The organism is Melghirimyces profundicolus (genome assembly GCF_003054245.1).
Classification (GTDB): domain Bacteria; phylum Bacillota; class Bacilli; order Thermoactinomycetales; family DSM-45169; genus Melghirimyces; species Melghirimyces profundicolus.
Genome location: NZ_QBKR01000004.1, coordinates 198,140 through 215,767 on the forward strand (window position 1 = coordinate 198,140; position 17,628 = coordinate 215,767).

The following is a 17,628-nucleotide window of genomic DNA, read 5'->3' on the forward strand; positions in this document are numbered from 1 at the left end:
TGTGTCATCCTCCCTCTGTGCTCAAAGAAGTTTCCATATTTCCCTGAATCCATTCCAGCACTATTGTATCAAAAAGGCGGGGCCGTTCCACATGGACTGCGTGTCCCGCCCGCGGAACGGTATACCGGCGGACCCGGGAGAGACGCGCCTCCATCGCCGCGGCAATCCGGCAAAATTTCCGATCCTCTTCCCCGGTGATGAGGGCGACGGGAGCACGCAGTTCCTCCAGGCGATCCCACCAAGAAGGCTGCACTCCGGTCCCCATCCCCCGCAGACTGCCCGCCAGTCCCGCGGCCCGCTGGGCGAGGCGCTCCTCCCGGATCGCCCGCCGGACCGTTTGCGGCAGGCGTTTCTGGGTGGCAAAGAGGGGAAGTTCCTCCCAATACCGGACGAAAGCCTCCACTCCGTCCCGTTCGATCCGCCCGGCCAAGGCTTCATCCCGTTCCCGGCGGATCTTTCGTTCTTTCCGGGACGAAAGGCCGGGAGAACTGCTCTCCAAGATCAGCGACTCCACCCGCTCCGGCCTCAAGAGGGCGAAAGAGAGCGCGAGGCGGCCGCCCATGGAATATCCCAACACATGGGCCCGCCGGATTTCCAGCCGGTCCAGAATTTCAGCCAAATCCTCCGTCACCCGCTCCACTGCGTAACGGCCCGGGTCGGAGGGTGCGTCGCTTCCGCCGTGTCCAAGGAGGTCCACCCCCACCGTCCGGACGTGACGATTCCAGGAAGATCGAAAAGGCTGCCAAGTCTTGACGGACCCGGTAAAGCCGTGCAGGAGAAGCAGGGCGGGGCCTTCTCCGTCCGTTTCCACCCGGTAGCGGACACCGCCGACTTCCATCCGCATCATCGGTCCCCCTCTTTCAGCCGGGAGCGGACGGATCGGGCGATTCGGTCCCAAATGCGCCGGTGGAGGCGGACGTTCTCCGCCCGGTCCGTCCGCACCTCGATCACTGTCAGCCCTTTCTGATTCAGGCTGCTGATGTAAGCTTGGCGGAAGGCTTCCCAGGAGTCCGGTCGTTCCAACCGGCCTCCATACATTTCGACCGCACAGGCGAAGTCCAGACCGACCGGTGTGCCGAAAAGGGTTTCAAATGTGGAAGACTCCGCCTGACCGGCCTGGGGCAGAAAGGAAAAGATGCCACCCCCCTCGTTGTTCACCACCACGACGGTGGCGTCCAACCCGTACCGCTTGGCCGGAAGGAAACCGTTCAGGTCATGATAGAAGGAAAGGTCCCCCAGCACCAGAGTGATCCGGTTGCCCGCTGCGGCGGCCCCGAGGGCGGTGGAAACCACCCCGTCAATGCCGTTGGCCCCCCGGTTGGCCATTGTCCGGATCGACCGGGAGGTGTTGAAGAAAAAAGAGTCCATATCCCTCACCGGCATGCTGTTTCCGGCAAAAAGAAGCCCGTTGTCCGGAAATAGCTCCGCCAGTTCCGGAAAAATCCGCCCCTCGAAGGGAACGTCCTTCCGTGTCTCCTCGGCCAGAATTTCCCGGACTTCCCGGTTGAGTTCCTTCCAGAACCGGGACCAGGGAAGTTCCTTTCGGTCGCTTCCCAGGCGGCTGACCACACCCTCGCAGAAACCGACCGGGTCGGCATATACCATGTCCGTCGCCAACAGGGAGGGCTCCCGCCATCCCCCGTCGGGGTCCACCACAATCTGACGGCACTCCGGATGAGCTTTCAAGTACAAAAAATAGGCTTTGGAAACCGGCATGGCCCCGAAGCGGATCACCACTTCCGGAGCCAGCGTTTCCACTGCTTCCCGGTCCCGCAGAAAGGCGTCGTACCCTTCCAGAATCCACTCTTTGGAATGGGGACCGCTCCGGAGCTGGGAGAGTGGGTCCGCCAGCACCGGAAACCCGAGAGCCCCAGCCAGACGGTGGACAGCCTCGCCCAGGCGGGGGTCGTCCTGGGGACCGCAGACGATCAGTCCCCGCTCCATTCCGGACAGCTCCTTGGCCCATCGGTCCAGTTCCTCAGAGGGGAGGGTGCGCTGACCGGACTCCACCCGGACGTAGGGAGCGGAGGCCTCCCCCCTCGCCGCCCTTTCCCAAAGGGAGGGGGCGGCGAGATCGGGAACCAGCGGCTCCCGGAAGGGGAAGTTGAGGTGAACGGGACCCATCGGCCCCGCCATGGACGTCCCCACCGCCCGGGCCGCAAAGGTGCGCGCGTACCGGAGCACCGGTTCCTTCGCTTCCGGCAGGGCCATCTCCGCGAACCATTTGACGTGGGTACCGTACATTCCCAGCTGGTCCACTGCCTGGGGCGCCCCTACATCCCGCAGTTCGTGGGGACGGTCCGCGGTCAGGACCACCAAAGGGACGCGGGCCAGGTTCGCCTCCACCACCGCCGGAAAATAATTGGCAGCAGCCGTTCCCGATGTGCACAACAAGGCTGTCGGTTTCCCCAGGGCCTTAGCCAGCCCCAAGGCGAAGAAGCCGGCCGACCGTTCATCCACGTGGATCCATATCTTCAGTTTCGGGTGGGCCTGAAGCGCCATCGCCAACGGGGTTGAGCGGGAGCCGGGACTGACCACCGCATGTTCCAGTCCCGAGCGTGCCAACTCATCCACGAAGGCCCCCACATAAGCCGTCAACCCCTCCGTCGGATTCAACGGCCCTCCCCTCCCAGCGCCGACAACATCGGCCGGAACTTCATGCGGGTCTCCTCATACTCACTGTCGGGATCGGAATCCCCGACGATTCCGCAACCGGCGAAGAGGGAAGCGGTCCGTCCCCGGAGAAGACCGGAACGGATCCCGCAGATAAACTCCCCGTCTCCCCGGAAGTCCAGCCAACCCAGCGGGGCGGCGTACCAGCCGCGATCCATCCCCTCCGTTTCCCGGATCCGGTCCAGGGCCGCTTGTTGCGGGTATCCACCCATGGCGGGAGTGGGATGGAGGCGCCGCACCATCGCGAGGAGGGTGGTATCCGGTTTGGATCTTCCTTCGACGGGAGTGAAGAGATGTTGGACGTCCCGCACCCGATAGAGCGTGGGGGTGTCGGGCACCCGCACTTCCCCGCACCCTTCCCGGAAGGCTTCCGCGATCATGTGAACCACCACGGCGTGCTCTTCCCGGTTCTTGGGGTCGGCCAGCAGTTCCTCCCCCCGTTTCCGGTCTTCCTCCGGCGTGGCTCCCCGGGCGGCCGTCCCCGCCAGACAGGTGGAATAGAGACGGTCGTCGTCTTTTTTGACCAGACGTTCCGGTGAAGCTCCCAGAAAACATGCGTCGCTCCGTTCCATCGCAAAAAGAAAACTGCCGGGTTGCCGTTGCTGCAAACGCTTCAATATGACAGCGGCGGCAAAGGGCTCTTCGGAACGGAGCCGAAGTTCCCTGGCAAGCACCACTTTTTCCAGGTTCTCTTCCCGGATATGGCGGGCCGCTTCGGAAACGGATTCCTTCCAGCGCTCCGGTTCCACTTCAAAGGCGTCGTAGGAAGAGGGAGAAGGAGCCACGGAGAGGGTGGCGGCCGTGCGTATCAATTCCTCTTCCTCTTCGGCGAGCGCTTCCGCCATCTCTTCCGGGTCGTCCCCCGGTTCCACCCGGGCGTTCACCGTCAGCAGGCACCTCTCCTTCCGCACACTCAGCATGAACCGGGGAAGGATAAAAGAGGCTTCGGAAAACCCCTCCCACAGGGGCGTCTCCGTCCTCAGGGGATCGAAAGAAAAGCCTCCCAACAACAGAGGGCCCGCTCCCCGAGGAGGATCGGCAGGCTCCCGGACCGCGTTCGCGAGCAGTTCTTCCCACTCCCGCTCCACCGCCCGATACCGGTCTTCCATCGGGACTGCCTCCGCTCTCCAAGCGGCTCCCACTCCGACCAGGGTCAATTCCCGATCCGGATCGGACCAGAAGTTTCTCGCACCCCATCTGGCTCCGGACGCAAAAAAAGAGAGGGGATCCAAGCTGGGAATCCCGGCGGTTCGACTGACCAGAACCGGCCGGTTTTCCCGGCGGGCCCGGGCCGCCCCTTCCTTCAGCCCGGAAAGGTTGTCCAATTGTTTCATGGTCGACACGGTCGTTCCCCCCATCCGTCTCCCGCCGGCCCCCTCATCCCCCGGGGGTCGGCGAACCCGGGCAAAACGTGCACCCGGGTACGGTGTTCGTCGATTTATCGCTCGATATGTCCGATTTCCTGATACAAGCGCAAATCCAGTATACCGGAATTCCCCATTCTTTTCTACCGATTCAAAAGGAACCCGGTGTGGAGTCCGGCGGCGATTGGGGGTATAATGTTGTCGGATTCCGTTGGAAGGAGAGAAAACCTCAATGAACCGGCAATCCCCGACGATCAGGCCAAAGAGGAACTGGCGGGTATGGTGGCAACTGCTGCGCCCCCACACTCTGACCGCTTCCATTATCCCCGTCCTGATCGGGACGGCACTGGCCTTTCCGGTCCACCGGATCGATCTTCTTTTGTTTCTGGCCATGTTGACCGCCTCCATCCTGATCCAGGCGGCCACCAACATGTTCAACGAGTATTACGACTACAAACGCGGACTGGATAACGAACAGTCCGTCGGCATCGGCGGCACCATCGTACGTCATAAGGTCTCCCCCCGAACCGTGATGGGCATCGCCGTCGCTTTCTGCGCGGCGGCCGTCCTCCTCGGTGTCTACATCTGCATGAACACCAGCTGGTGGCTGGCCGTTATCGGTTCCTTCTGCATCGCGGCGGGCTACTTTTATACGGGGGGACCGGTCCCGATCGCCTATACACCTCTGGGGGAGGTGAGCTCCGGCCTGTTCATGGGTCTGGGAATCATCCTGATCGCCTTTTTCATCCAGACCGGAACCGTCACCATGGAGAGCATCCTGATCTCCATCCCCATCGCCATTCTGGTGGGGGCCATTTTGATGGCCAACAACATCCGCGACCGGGAGGGCGACGCCAAAAACGGCCGCAAAACTCTGGCCATTCTGCTGGGTCACGAAGGAGCCGTCCGGTTTCTGGGCGGAATGTTCGCCGTCGCTTACCTGTGGATCCTCATCCTTGTTCTGACCGGGGAAGCCAGCCCCTGGCTCCTCCTGGTCTTCATCAGCCTTCCCAAGGCGGTTCAGGCAGTCCGCGGCTTCACCGGAAAAACCCGGAACACGGAAATGATGCCGGCCATGAAGTTCACCGCCCAGGTAAACACTCTGTTCGGTTTCCTTCTCGCGCTGGGATTGTTCCTGGGACAATATACCGGCTGAAAAAGCCTCTGGATCCCTCTCCCTTCGGAGAGGGATCCCGTTTTTTATAAAGCTTCCGCCTGACCGGTGAATCCAACGGGAAAAGGCTTTCCTCGTCGGATGACAAAACCGCTTGATGATCCAACTTCTGCGTCGGAAACCAACCGTTGCGGGCACCGCCCGCAGCGGTCGGTGATCTCCCTCCAGCCGGTGCGTGGACCATCCGACAGAGCTGTCCAAATTCCCTTGCCGGATCTCATACACTTTGTCTGACGAAACCGCCCCCATTTTTTGATAATTTGATCGTAAAGGCAAAAACAAGGGGGGTTGCCATATGAGAATCGGAGTGCCCAAAGAAGTGAAAAACCGGGAGTTCCGGGTCGCCATCACTCCGGCGGGGGTGCAGTCCCTGACGGATGCGGGCCACCAGGTGGTGATTCAGGAAGGAGCGGGAACCGGAAGCGGTTTTGAAGACGAAGAATACGTCCGGGCCGGCGCCCGAATGGGAACCGTGGAGGAAGCATGGGAATCGGACCTCGTGCTGAAGGTGAAAGAACCCGTGGAGGAAGAATACGGTTATTTCCGGGAGGATCTACTGCTGTTCACGTACCTCCATCTCGCGGCGGACCGGCCGCTGACCGAAGCCATGGTCCGGTCCGGCATGACCGGGGTTGCCTACGAAACCGTTCAGCTGGAAAACGGATCGTTGCCGCTCCTCGCCCCGATGAGCGAAGTGGCCGGCCGGATGTCGGTACAGGTGGGTGTACACTGCCTCGAGAAGCCCCAGGGCGGCAGCGGCATCCTGCTGGGCGGGGTCCCGGGCGTCCCCCCGGGCCGCGTGGCGATCATCGGCGGTGGGATGGTGGGAACCCAGGCGGCCAAAATGGCCGTGGGTTTGGGGGCCGAAGTGACCATCCTGGATATCAACGGCCAGCGCCTGCGCCAGTTGGACGACCTTTTCCACGGCCGCGTCCGGACCGTGATGTCCAACCGGTTCAATGTGGAGCAGGCTGTGCGGGACGCCGACCTGGTCATCGGGGCGGTGTTGATCCCCGGTACCCGGGCGCCCAAGTTGGTCACCCGGGACATGGTCTCCCAAATGAAACCCGGTTGCGCCGTCGTGGATGTGGCCGTGGACCAGGGCGGATGCATCGAAACGGCCGACCGGGTCACCACCCACGACGACCCGACGTACACCGTGAACGGGGTGGTTCATTACTCCGTGGCCAACATGCCCGGAGCGGTCCCCCGCACCTCCACCTTCGCCCTTACCAACGCCACGCTTCCCTATGTGTTGAAGTTGGCCAACCACGGGCTGAACCCGGAAACGGATCCCGCTCTCATAAAGGGTGTCAACGTGGCAAAAGGAACGATCACCTGTGAAGGCGTGGCCGACGCCTTCGATCTGGAATTCGCCTCTCCCCGAGAAGTTCTTTTTGGCACGACGACTCATTCCTGACGGACAAAAGCGAAAACCCGGCGGCGGATTCACCGTCGTCGGGTTTTTTTACGGCCGCCCCTTTTCCCTGGCCGTTAAAAACCGGTGGGCGGCCAGAGCCATGTCCAGTGCGGTCCGACGGGAAGGATGTTCCCAATCCTCTCCGAGCAGGGAAGCAATCTGGTCCAGCCGGTAATACAGAGTTTGGCGGTGGATAAACAGATCCTTGGCCGCCTGTTGTTTGGATTGACGGGCATTCAGAAACGCTTCCAGCGTCTTCACCAGCTGGGTCCCGTTTTTTCGGTCATGGTCCAGCAACGCCCCCAGTTGCATCTCCACAAACCCGCCGAGAACGGAAGAGGGCACCTGCAAAAACAACTGCCATGAATCGAGGTCATCGTAGCAGATGACTTTTCCCTCTTCAGCTTCCTCCTCCCGCGGAATGGTAAGAGCCAGAGCCGCCTGCTGCCAAGCCTGGGGGGCCTGTTCCGTCCGGAGGAAAGCATGACTCACCCCCACTTCCCACCGATAGCGGGAAGCCGGCGGCGTGGTATTTAACTCCTCGAACAGACGATGAAACCCCTCCCGCAGCCGATCCGTCAATCGGGACGGGGAAGCCCCCCCGCGATCCAACAACACCATCACCCGATCCTTCCCCCGGCTCGACATCCAGGTCTGGAATCCCAAGGGTCCGAACAGCCGTGAAGCGGATCGCACCCATTGCAGGACGGCAATGCTCTTTTCCTGGTCCGACAGACCGGAGGACCCGGTTTCTGAGGGAAGGGGGCGGCCGTCCACTGCCGCGATCACGAGCCGTTGACCGGCTTGAATCCCCGACCAAAGGTCGGAGGGAAGTTTGGCCTCCCCCCGGGAAATCAGGTCGTTGATCCATTGACGCCCCTCGGATAACCGCCTTTCCTCCAGGGAGATTCTGCGCAAAAATTCCTGGGCGATGGCCGTGGCCGCCCGGTCCAACACCAGTTTCAGAAACTCCGGCGGTTCGTCGCCCGCATCCACGTACAGATCCCCCACATGGACATCCAGAGCCACGATGGGTTGACGGATCAGCGAGGCCGTCTCCGGCATGGGCCGCTGTTCCGGATACGCGATGTCTTCCCCGAGATGATCGTGCAACCATACCGGACATTGGATCTCCTTGTGCAACAGCTGCAGGATGCGGGTCACCCCTTTCGGCCGGAGAGTCAATTGAAGGAATTGGTTGGATACCCGTTCCAGCGCGAGAAGCTGATGGTGATGGCGATTGATGAGATACGCATGAATATCCTGGGTGATTCCGATGAATGAAACCGCTTTCTCAAACACGATAATGGGAAAGCGGTGTTCATCGGCAAACCGGATGATCTCCCGCGGGAGCTGCACATATCGATGGACCAGCTCGATGCACAGGGCCGACACCCGGCTTTCCACCAATTCCCGGATGTATTTCACTTTCAGTTCCTTGTCCCGCCCCAGTCCCACACCCGTCATCAAGATCATCTCATGCCCATGGACATAGGAAGATCCGTCCATAATCTCCAGGACATGGACCCAGCGAACGGGACGGTCCAACCCGTCGGCACCGGCCACCACCTTGGCGTGCCGAAACAGGGGGCGTTCCAGTATTTCCGCGACTGTCAGGGATTCCGTCCCCTTCATATTCCCTTTCCTCCCGTTGATCCCATTGGCTCCATTGTAACAAGTTTCAGCGCCGGGTGGGAGGATGTCCGGGCTTGGCTGCGATCCCTTTTCTTCCATCAAAGAGAAGCGGACCGCCTCTTCATTTTGACAATGAATCTCCCGCGAACCCGTCGACGATCGCGCGAAGCCGGGCGGCCCGCTCGCGGATCGTTCCGAAGTCCCCGGCCGCGATCCGCCGGGGATCGACCAGGCTGGAACCGATGCCCAATGCCCGGGCTCCGGCCCGCAAAAAATCGGCTGCGTTGGTCTCGTCCACTCCTCCCACCGCCATCAGCGGAATGTGGGGGAGCGGTCCCCGGAGGTCTTTGATATAGGCGGGACCCAGCGAACCGCCGGGAAAAACCTTCACCATGACAGCCCCCTCCCGGTGGGCTTTCACCACCTCTGTAGGAGTCATCGCCCCCGGGATGACGGGGATCGCGTTTTCCGTCGCGAACCGGAGCACCTCCACGTCCAGGTTGGGCGTGATGAAAAAAGCGGCCCCCGCTTCACGGGCGCGGTCGGCGTCCTCCAGATCCAACACGGTTCCGGCCCCGACGTGCATCCGGTCATCCCACTCTTCTTTCAGCTCCCGTATGATGTCAGGGGCTCCCGGGGTATTCATGGTGACCTCCATGACGCTCACCCCGCCGTCATACAGGGCCCGCGCCGTCTCACGGACGCTTCCGGCGGGGACGTTGCGCAGGATGGCGACGATGCCGACCTTTTCCAATACGGGCAGAAACGCTTCACTCATCGGAATCCCTCCTCACCACTCGGCTACGGTGCCGTCGGCGTTGCGCCAGATCGGATTTTTCCACTTGTGACCCCTGCGGGCGGCTTCCCGGACCACGGATTCGTCCACCCTGATCCCCAACCCCGGTCCTTCCGGAATGGCCACATAACCATCCTCGTACTGGAAAACCGTCGGGTCCTCCAGGTAGTCCAACAAGTCGCTCTCCTGGTTGTAATGGATGCCGAGGCTCTGCTCCTGGATAAATACGTTGGGAGTGCATGCGTCCAGCTGCAGACAGGATGCCAAGGCGACGGGGCCCAGAGGACAATGGGGGGCGACGGTCACATCGTAAGCCTCGGCCATCGCGGCGATCTTTTTCACTTCACTGATCCCGCCGGCGTGAGAAAGATCCGGTTGGATAATATCCACGTACCCATCCTCCAACAACCCTTTGAAATCCCAGCGCGAATACATGCGCTCCCCCGTGGCGATCGGCGTCGAGGTGTGGCGGGCCACTTCCCGGAGTGCTTCGTTGTTTTCAGGCAAGACCGGCTCCTCGATGAACATCAGACGGTACGGTTCCAGCTCTTTGGCCACCACCTTGGCCATCGCCCGGTGGATGCGGCCATGAAAATCGACGGCGATGCCGAAATCGGGACCGGTCGCTTCGCGTACGGCAGCCACCCGCTCCACGATCGCTTCCACTTTGGAAAAAGAATCAATATAGTTCATTTCCCCGGAAGCGTTCATCTTGATCGCGTTGAAACCCTGCTCTTTTTTCTCCGCCGCCGCACGACCCACATCCGTCGGACGGTCTCCCCCGATCCAGGAATAGACCCTCACCTTCTCCCGGGCGGCCCCGCCCAGGAATTCATAGACGGGAAGTCCGTACCGTTGGCCTTTGATGTCCCACAGGGCTTGGTCGATGCCGGCGATGGCACTCATCATGACCGGTCCGCCGCGATAAAACCCGCCCCGGTATAAAACCTGCCACAAATCTTCAATCCGGGAGGGGTCGTTGCCAATCAGACAGGGCTCCAGCTCCCGTACGGCGGCGGCCACGGTGTCGGCTCTCCCTTCGACCACCGGCTCTCCCCATCCCGTGATTCCCTCGTCGGTGGATATCTTCAGGAACAGCCAGCGCGGCGGCACGGTAAACAACTCAATCTCGGTGATTTTCATTCTCCATCCTCCAATTCCCGATATTCGTTCATCAACGGAGCGTCTCTTTTCCGGTTCCGGACATAAACCGCTCCAACTCCTCCCGGAGCGGCAGGTTTTCATAATCTCCCGGACCAGTCACGGCCAAGGCACCCATCGCACAGGCGCGGCGAACGGCCTCGGGAGTCGGCAGACCGTCCAACAGACCTGATACGTAACCGGCGGCGAACGCGTCCCCCGCCCCCACTTCATCCACCTGACGAACGGAAAACCCTTTCACCTTTCCTTTCTCACCGCCCGCCCGGTACCAGGCTCCCTCCGGTCCCAGCTTGACCACCACTTGTCCCGCCCCGAGCCCGACGAGGGTCGAAGCAATGACCTCCGGATCATCGGAGCCTGTCATCAGGCGTCCTTCATTCACACCGGGCAACACGATGTCCGACTTGGCGGCAATCTCCCGCAGAATCGGCCCCGCCTCGTCCTCCCCCCATAATTTCGCCCGATAGTTGGGATCGAAGACCACCGATACCCCGTGGTTCCGGGCTTCGTCAACTGCGGAAAAAACGGCTTCGCGGCAACTGTCGGAAAGAGCCGGAGTGATCCCTGTCACAAACAGGATCCGGGCCCCGGACCATCGTTCCGGACGGACATCACCGGGTGTCAGGGCACTGGCCGCCGATCCGGCCCGATAATAGTAGACCCGTGTCCCGCCCTCCCCTTTCCGTTCCTTGAAGTAAAGGCCCGTCGGACGGGAGTCGTCAAAAATCACCCCGCTCACATCCACCCCTTCCCCGCGAAGGTTCCGATAGATGCCGAGCCCCAGGGGATCTTTCCCCAGACGACTGATCCACGCCACCCGATGTCCCAGGCGGGACACAGCCACGGCGAAATTGGACTCCGCCCCCGCCATCCTCTTTTCGAACCGATGGACATGCTCCAGCGGTCCGTTCCGGTCCGGATCCATCAATACCATGCTCTCTCCGAACGTAACGACTTCCATCCTTCCACCCCTTCCATCCGGTTCCACGCTCATTCAATCCGGAATCGTTTCTTACTTGGAAACTTTGTTTCTTTTTTGCTATAATCGTAATGTACAAGGAAAGTTCCTCGTTTGCAAGAGGGAAAGCGCTTTCGTGAAGTGAGACTTCCTTCCGTGGGAGGCTTTCCACCCACGGAGGGTTCATGGAACGATCCTCATGACCGGGTGGTGAACACCTTGAACGGCAAATCTTCAGAAATGAAACCGGCTTACGGAACAGCTGTATTGAAGGCGGCTGCCATTCTCCAATGCCTTTCCGGAAGCGATTCCCCGCTGGGAGTGAGTGAAATTTCACGAAAAACGGGCATCGGCAAATCAACCGTCCACAAACTCCTCCAAACCCTCATCCACGTGGGTTATGTCGAAAAAACCCAAAGGGACGCCCGCTTCCGCCTGGGGATCGGACTGATCAAAATGGCCCACAACTCCCTGTCCCGGATGGACATCGTCCAGGTATCGGCCCCGTTTCTGGAAACGCTGAACGAAGAAACCGGGGAAACCGTCCACCTCGGGGTTCCCGACGGCCACCAGGTGGTGTACGTAAACAAGCTGGAAAGCCGACGGGCGGTTCGGATGTATTCCCGCGTGGGTTTGACTGCCCCGCTTTATTGCACAGGGCTCGGAAAGGCCATCCTCTCCTGTTTTTCCCCGGAAGAATTCTCCCGGTATCTGGAAGAGACCAAACTGCGCTCCTATACGCAAAACACCCTCTCTTCCCCGTCCGCCCTGACCCGGGAGATGGAAACGATCCGGAAACGGGGGTACGTGATCGATGACGGGGAACACGAAGAGGAAGTCCGCTGCATCGCCGTCCCCCTGGAAAAAGGGAGCCGCATCTTCGGGGCGGTCAGCGTCAGCGCCCCGCGTTACCGAATGGACGACGGGGTGTTGCTCAAATACCTCCCGCCTCTGAAAATATGCCAAAAGAATATTCTGGAACGATTGTAACTTATTTCAAAGTCCAAAGCACCCCAAGGGAGACCGAAGGAATTGGCTGTGGTTCACTTCCTGCGGACACACCCAGGACAGCATAGCGCGACCGGGAGTGAAGCGACCCCAGGCGAGACTTGTGCTCTGTGAGTGCATAGCGCGACCGGGAGTGAAGCGACCCCAGGCGAGACTTGTGCTCTGTGAGTGCACCCGGAGCGGCTTTGGGGAAATGCTGCCGCTCACTTTTTCATAACGCTTCTGGAGGGAGCAACCGCCCCTCTCTCCGTCCGAACCCAAGAAATCACTATTTTTAAAGAGGGAAAGGGATTGAAAGCGAATTCATCCAATGATATACTCATCACAGATTAAAGAAACGATGTTTCTTATACAGAAACGTAAGCGTTTACAACGAGGGGGGGAAGATTTCATGTCATCATCATGGTTGTTTATCGGTGCGTTAGTCAGTATCCTGCTGGTGTTGTTCCTCGTGATGAAATCGAAGTGGCAAGCCTTCGTCGCCCTTCTCTTCTCCAGCTTCGTCCTCGGTCTTCTGTCCGGAATGCCCGTCAACAAAATCATCGAATCGGTGGAGAAAGGCATGGGCGGCACTCTCGGCTTCGTGGCCGTGGTCATCGGTTTGGGTGCCATGTTCGGCCGCATGCTGGAAGTCTCCGGCGGAGCCGAGCGGCTCGCCCGGACCCTGATTGCCAGTTTCGGAGAGAAACGGGCTCAGTGGGCTCTCGCCCTGACCGGTTTCGTCGTCTCCATTCCGGTCTTTCTGGATGTCGCTTTGGTGATCCTGATTCCGATCATTTACAGCCTGGGTAAAAAGACAGGCAAATCGCTTTTGTACTACGGGATACCCTTGTTGGCGGGGTTGGCCGTCACTCACAGCTTCATTCCGCCGACACCCGGTCCCATCGCCGTTGCCGACATCATCGGCGCCGACCTGGGTTGGGTGATCCTCTTCGGATTGCTCGCCGGGATTCCGGCCACCATCATCGCCGGGCCGCTGTTCGGCCGTTACATCGCTGACAAGATCCATGCGGCGGAGCCGGAATACATGAGGGCCGACAAGCACGAGATCGACACCAGCAGGGAATTGCCCAGCTTCTCGCTGATCCTCACCCTGATTCTGCTCCCGCTCGTGTTGATCCTGGGCAACACCCTCTCCGGCGTGATGCTTCCGGAGGGCAACTCTGTCCGCAACATTCTCACCTTCATCGGCCATCCCTTCGCCGCACTCCTGCTGGTGACGCTTCTCTCCTTCTTCACCTTGGGGCGACTGCGGGGCTACACGAAGGAAGACGTCCAATCCATCGCCACCAAAGCCCTTGAACCGGCGGGAATCATCATCCTGATCACCGGGGCCGGCGGTGTCTTCAAGCAAGTGCTGATCGACAGCGGCGTGGGGGAAATGCTGGGATCCATGATGAAAGACTCCGGCCTCCCTCCGGTCCTGCTCGCCTTCCTGATCGCCAGCATCATCCGTGTGGCCCAGGGTTCGGCCACGGTGGCCATGATCACCGCCGCCGGCCTGATGACCCCGATCAACGAAGCGCTCGGTCTCGCCGGCCCCCAATTGGGCCTGGTCGTGATTGCCATCGCCGCCGGTGCCACCATCGCTTCCCACGTCAACGACTCCGGCTTCTGGATGGTGAACCGCTTCTTCGGCCTCAGCGAACGGGATACCCTCCGTTCCTGGACCGTGATGGAAACGATCATCGCCCTGGTCGGATTCGCCGTGGTATTCCTTCTGAGCTTCTGCTTCTGATTCAATAACAATGGATATCCCGCTGAAATAACCTTGGAAAAACTCTCGCGCACTCGGTGCGCGGGAGTTTTTAAGTGGAATTCCCTCTTCAGACGGAGTGGATCCATTCGCACGGTGGAGAACAGCGAAATGAAGCCAAAAAAAAGAACCGGCGGCATCGAGGCCGCCGGTTTTGACGTTAAAATCAGAGCGCCTGGCTCCAGTCGATGGTGGCTGCCCCTTCCAGATACTTTTCGCAGTCCATCGCCGCCATGCATCCCGTGCCCGCTGCGGTGATCGCTTGACGATAGACGTGATCCTGGACGTCTCCGCAGGCAAAGACACCTTCAACACTGGTCCGGGTGGTGCCGGGAGCCACTTTGACGTAGCCCAGTTCGTCCAAATCCAACTGTCCCTTCAGAAAATCGGTGTTGGGACGGTGGCCGATGGCCACGAACAGACCGTCGGTCTCCAACAGCTCTTCTTCGCCGGTCTCTTTATTGCGGACTTTCAGTCCCTTAATGCCACCTTCTTCTTTCGTGACCACTTCGACGGGAACCCGGTTCATCGCCCACTTGATTTTTTCGTTGCTTTTCGCGCGGTCCTGCATGATCTTGGATGCGCGCAACTGGTCGCGACGGTGGACAATGGTCACCTCGGAGGCGAACTTGGTCAGGAAGGTCGCTTCCTCCATGGCGGAGTCACCACCGCCGACGACAATGATTTTCTTCCCGCGGTAGAAGAAACCGTCACAGGTGGCGCAGGTGCTGACCCCCTGCCCCATGTTTTCCTTTTCGCCGGGGATGCCCAGCAATTTGGCGGAAGCGCCGGTGGAAAGGACGAGGGCCTCGCATTCCAGCTCCCCTTCCCCTTCGACATTCAATTTGAAAGGACGCTGGGACAGGTCCGCATCGGTCACCCATCCCCGCATGAATTCGGCCCCGAAACGTTCCGCCTGTTTCCGCATATTGTCCATCAGTTCCGGACCGAGAATTCCGTCCGGGAACCCCGGGAAATTTTCCACATCCGTGGTGGTGGTCAACTGCCCCCCGGGTTCCTGACCTTCGATGACCAGCGGCTTCATGTTGGCCCGAGCCAGATAGATGGCGGCCGTCAGTCCGGCCGGTCCGGTTCCGAGAATGATCACTTTGCGCATAGGAATCAAAAACCTCCTGACCTTTCCAGTGTGTCTTGGTTTGTGTTCAACGGGTCTGTTGCAGACTGGATCACGATCCGGTTCCGTTTCCGCGAATTCCATTCCCTCTGTTTCGGTCTTTCAATCCCCGATTTCCGCACTCAGTTGCAGATCCCTTTCTTTCCTTCCGCCTTCAACCGCTCGATTTCCCCGCTCTGGTCCGGCAGGGTTTGGAGAAATGCATCCAGGAAGGGATACTCTTTCCCGTCCAATGAGTAGTACACCCACTGTCCCTGCCGCCGTTCCTTGACCAGCTTCGCGTTTTTCAGCTTCCGAACATGTTGGGACACCGCCGGTTGGGACATTTTGAGAATCTCGACCAACTCGCCCACGCAAAGATCTTCTTCCTTGAGGAGAGCGAGGATGCGGAGCCGGGTTTTGTCGGCAAGAGCCTTGTGGCAGTCCGCCAGTTGGTAGAAGTTCATGACCACCACCTCACTCCTATATATAAGCATATTCTTATATTGTTGTCAAAGGAACCATGGGAAAAGAGAGGGTGTGTTCCCACCACGCGTTTTTCTGCGGGACTTGTTGAAAATGACCTTCGGTGGATGGCATCCACCCCTTCGGGATTTTTCTTATTTTGCAGAAACTCCCGGACTTTCATCCGGGGAACCGAGGGTCGGCGTATCCTTATTTACACCGAAAAAAAGTTCATGTATGATATACAAATAATAACCAATTCCCGACTAATATAATCGGAAAAGGAGGTTTTATATCGTGTCGTTGTCCACCCATACCCAACCCCTGAGCGGACAACGGGAGCCCGCCCGCCCCGGCCTGCCGTCCGCACGGATCTCGGTGCTGGGGCTTGCGCTCCTCACCGCTTGGATCCTGGGTTCCGCCATTCTGGAGACTCAAGGCCTTTCACAGGGGAGTTTGTTCGGAATCGGACTTCTACTCGGATACACCCTCTATCATGCCCGGTTCGGCTTCACTTCGGCCTTCCGGCAACTCCTTTCCGTGGGACAGGGAGCCGGACTTCGTGCCCACATGCTGATGCTGTCCGTCGCCTGTCTCCTTTTCGCTCCCATTCTCTCTTTCGGGATCGGATTTTTCGGGGTGACACCTGAACCCTATGTATCCCCCGTCGGAGTCAGTGTTTTGGTGGGTGCGTTCCTTTTCGGTATCGGCATGCAGTTGGGGGGCGGTTGCGCCTCGGGAACCCTGTACGCCGTGGGAGGCGGCAGCGCTCCAGTCTTCATCACGCTGCTCGGCTTTATTGCCGGATCTGTGATCGGGGCTTGGCACTGGGGATTCTGGACCGCCCTTCCCGCCCTTCCTCCCATTTCCCTGGCGGAGAGTACCGGCCTGGGCTACGGAGGCGCCCTGGCAGTGCAACTGGCCGTGTTTGCCGGAATCGCCGGATGGACAATATGGGTCGCCCGCCGCAAAAACCCGCCGGTGATCAAACCCGTTCCGAGCGGAAAGGGATGGATTCGGGTGTTTCGAGGCGCCTGGCCTCTCTGGGTGGGTGCGTTGCTCCTGGCTGGTTTGAATGCCCTGACCCTGACCATTAAAGGGAAACCCTGGGGGATCACTTCCGCTTTTGCGCTCTGGGGATCCAAAGTGGCGGCAGCCTTCGGTGTGGACGTTTCCCAGTGGGCGTACTGGTCGGGGGAAAAAGCCGCCGATCTGGAAAAACCGATATTGGCGGACCCCACCAGCGTCATGAATTTCGGGATCATCCTCGGGGCCATGCTGGCCGCGGCCGCTGCGGGAACCTACGCCATCCGGAAAGTTCCGGGCCGAATCGCTCTGGCCTCCGTCTGTGGAGGACTTCTGATGGGCTATGGAGCACGCCTGGCCTATGGCTGCAATATCGGAGCTTACTTCGGCGGTATCGCTTCCTTCAGCCTCCACGGCTGGGCATGGATCGTCATGGCGTTGATCGGCACTTTCGTCGGGCTTCGCTTCCGTTCGCTCTTCGGGATGAAAAACCCTCAACCCAAGGATTCCGTCTGCTGAACACCCGGTAAAAACAAGTGAAAAAAGGGAGGCTCCCGCTGAAGGCGGGAGCCTTTTTTGAAGCCCCCCTTCTTTTTACCAGGGATTTTAATGGAAAGCGTGAGTATGAAAGACAGAATTCCCGGAAACATTACAGGTACCAATAAAAGCGTTGTGATTTATTGTCAGGCTCAGAAGAAGGGAAGCGTTTACCCGAAATAGCGACTTTGCTGTCCTGCCCAGCGGAGAATCAGCCTGCAAGGGCGTTCAGGGGCAAAAGCTTCTCTGTGTTGCATCCGAAGGCGTTTGCCCCTGCCCCAGCAGGAAGATTCGGAGCGGACAGTGCAACCATCCTTGCAGGACAGCATAGCGAGACCGGGGAGTGAAGCGACCCAAGCGAGACTTGTGCTCTGTGAGTGCATAGCGAGACCGGGAGTGAAGCGACCCAGGCGAGACTTGTGCTCTGTGAGTGCATAGCGAGACCGGGAGTGAAGCGACCCAGGCGAGACTTGTGCTCTGTGAGTGCATAGCGAGACCGGGAGTGAAGCGACCCAGGCGAGACTTGTGCTCTGTGAGTGCA

Annotated in this window: 14 protein-coding genes; 5 read left to right on the top strand and 9 right to left on the bottom strand. The window is 59.7% G+C overall.

Features of this window, described 5'->3' with window-relative positions; translation table 11 throughout:
- Nucleotides 1-4: 4 nt before the first annotated feature.
- From menH to C8P63_RS04740, 3 genes are read right to left on the bottom strand one after another with little or no spacing between them, the layout of a single operon-like run.
- Nucleotides 5-844 (bottom strand): 2-succinyl-6-hydroxy-2,4-cyclohexadiene-1-carboxylate synthase, encoded by an 840-nt coding sequence (gene menH / locus C8P63_RS04730; RefSeq protein ID WP_108022178.1) that lies wholly within the window; start codon nucleotides 842-844, stop codon nucleotides 5-7.
- Nucleotides 844-2,616 (bottom strand): 2-succinyl-5-enolpyruvyl-6-hydroxy-3-cyclohexene-1-carboxylic-acid synthase, encoded by a 1,773-nt coding sequence (menD, locus tag C8P63_RS04735; protein ID WP_108022179.1) that lies wholly within the window; start codon nucleotides 2,614-2,616, stop codon nucleotides 844-846. The genes menH and menD overlap by 1 nt, the downstream gene beginning before the upstream one ends.
- Nucleotides 2,613-4,007, bottom strand: coding sequence for an isochorismate synthase (locus C8P63_RS04740; RefSeq protein ID WP_245920697.1), 1,395 nt, complete (start codon nucleotides 4,005-4,007; stop codon nucleotides 2,613-2,615). The genes menD and C8P63_RS04740 overlap by 4 nt, the downstream gene beginning before the upstream one ends.
- A 262-nt stretch (nucleotides 4,008-4,269) precedes the next feature.
- Between C8P63_RS04740 and C8P63_RS04745 the strand changes: the two genes are divergently transcribed.
- The gene (locus tag C8P63_RS04745) at nucleotides 4,270-5,193 is read left to right on the top strand and encodes a 1,4-dihydroxy-2-naphthoate polyprenyltransferase (protein WP_108022181.1); all 924 of its coding nucleotides are present in this window, start codon (nucleotides 4,270-4,272) and stop codon (nucleotides 5,191-5,193) included.
- A 313-nt stretch (nucleotides 5,194-5,506) separates the two neighbouring features.
- On the top strand, nucleotides 5,507-6,631 hold the full coding sequence (ald, locus tag C8P63_RS04750) for an alanine dehydrogenase (RefSeq protein WP_108022182.1): 1,125 nt from the start codon (nucleotides 5,507-5,509) through the stop codon (nucleotides 6,629-6,631).
- Between the two features lie 48 nt (nucleotides 6,632-6,679).
- Here ald and C8P63_RS04755 read toward each other — a convergent pair whose 3' ends face one another.
- The 4 genes from C8P63_RS04755 to C8P63_RS04770 form a co-directional block, all read right to left on the bottom strand.
- Nucleotides 6,680-8,266 (bottom strand): PucR family transcriptional regulator, encoded by a 1,587-nt coding sequence (locus tag C8P63_RS04755; protein WP_170109506.1) that lies wholly within the window; start codon nucleotides 8,264-8,266, stop codon nucleotides 6,680-6,682.
- Between the two features lie 121 nt (nucleotides 8,267-8,387).
- On the bottom strand, nucleotides 8,388-9,044 hold the full coding sequence (locus C8P63_RS04760; protein WP_108022184.1) for a bifunctional 4-hydroxy-2-oxoglutarate aldolase/2-dehydro-3-deoxy-phosphogluconate aldolase: 657 nt from the start codon (nucleotides 9,042-9,044) through the stop codon (nucleotides 8,388-8,390).
- A gap of 12 nt (nucleotides 9,045-9,056) precedes the next feature.
- On the bottom strand, nucleotides 9,057-10,205 hold the full coding sequence (gene dgoD / locus C8P63_RS04765) for a galactonate dehydratase (protein ID WP_108022185.1): 1,149 nt from the start codon (nucleotides 10,203-10,205) through the stop codon (nucleotides 9,057-9,059).
- A gap of 31 nt (nucleotides 10,206-10,236) precedes the next feature.
- Nucleotides 10,237-11,184 (bottom strand): sugar kinase, encoded by a 948-nt coding sequence (locus tag C8P63_RS04770; protein WP_108022186.1) that lies wholly within the window; start codon nucleotides 11,182-11,184, stop codon nucleotides 10,237-10,239.
- A 216-nt stretch (nucleotides 11,185-11,400) separates the two neighbouring features.
- Between C8P63_RS04770 and C8P63_RS04775 the strand changes: the two genes are divergently transcribed.
- Entirely contained in the window at nucleotides 11,401-12,171 is a 771-nt protein-coding gene (locus C8P63_RS04775) for an IclR family transcriptional regulator (protein WP_146172110.1), read from the top strand.
- A gap of 409 nt (nucleotides 12,172-12,580) precedes the next feature.
- Nucleotides 12,581-13,927, top strand: coding sequence for a GntP family permease (locus C8P63_RS04780; protein ID WP_108022188.1), 1,347 nt, complete (start codon nucleotides 12,581-12,583; stop codon nucleotides 13,925-13,927).
- 184 nt (nucleotides 13,928-14,111) lie between these two features.
- On the opposite strand, the gene trxB is transcribed toward C8P63_RS04780, so the two are convergent.
- Nucleotides 14,112-15,062 carry a thioredoxin-disulfide reductase gene (gene trxB / locus C8P63_RS04785; protein WP_108022189.1) on the bottom strand — a complete coding sequence of 317 codons (951 nt, stop codon included), beginning with the start codon at nucleotides 15,060-15,062 and terminating at the stop codon, nucleotides 14,112-14,114.
- A 140-nt stretch (nucleotides 15,063-15,202) separates the two neighbouring features.
- Complete coding sequence (locus C8P63_RS04790) at nucleotides 15,203-15,526, bottom strand: ArsR/SmtB family transcription factor (protein WP_108022209.1); 324 nt, start codon at nucleotides 15,524-15,526, stop codon at nucleotides 15,203-15,205.
- A 295-nt stretch (nucleotides 15,527-15,821) separates the two neighbouring features.
- On the opposite strand from C8P63_RS04790, the gene C8P63_RS04795 reads away from it, so the two are divergent.
- Nucleotides 15,822-17,069, top strand: coding sequence for a YeeE/YedE family protein (locus C8P63_RS04795; RefSeq protein WP_425437240.1), 1,248 nt, complete (start codon nucleotides 15,822-15,824; stop codon nucleotides 17,067-17,069).
- Nucleotides 17,070-17,628 lie beyond the last annotated feature (559 nt).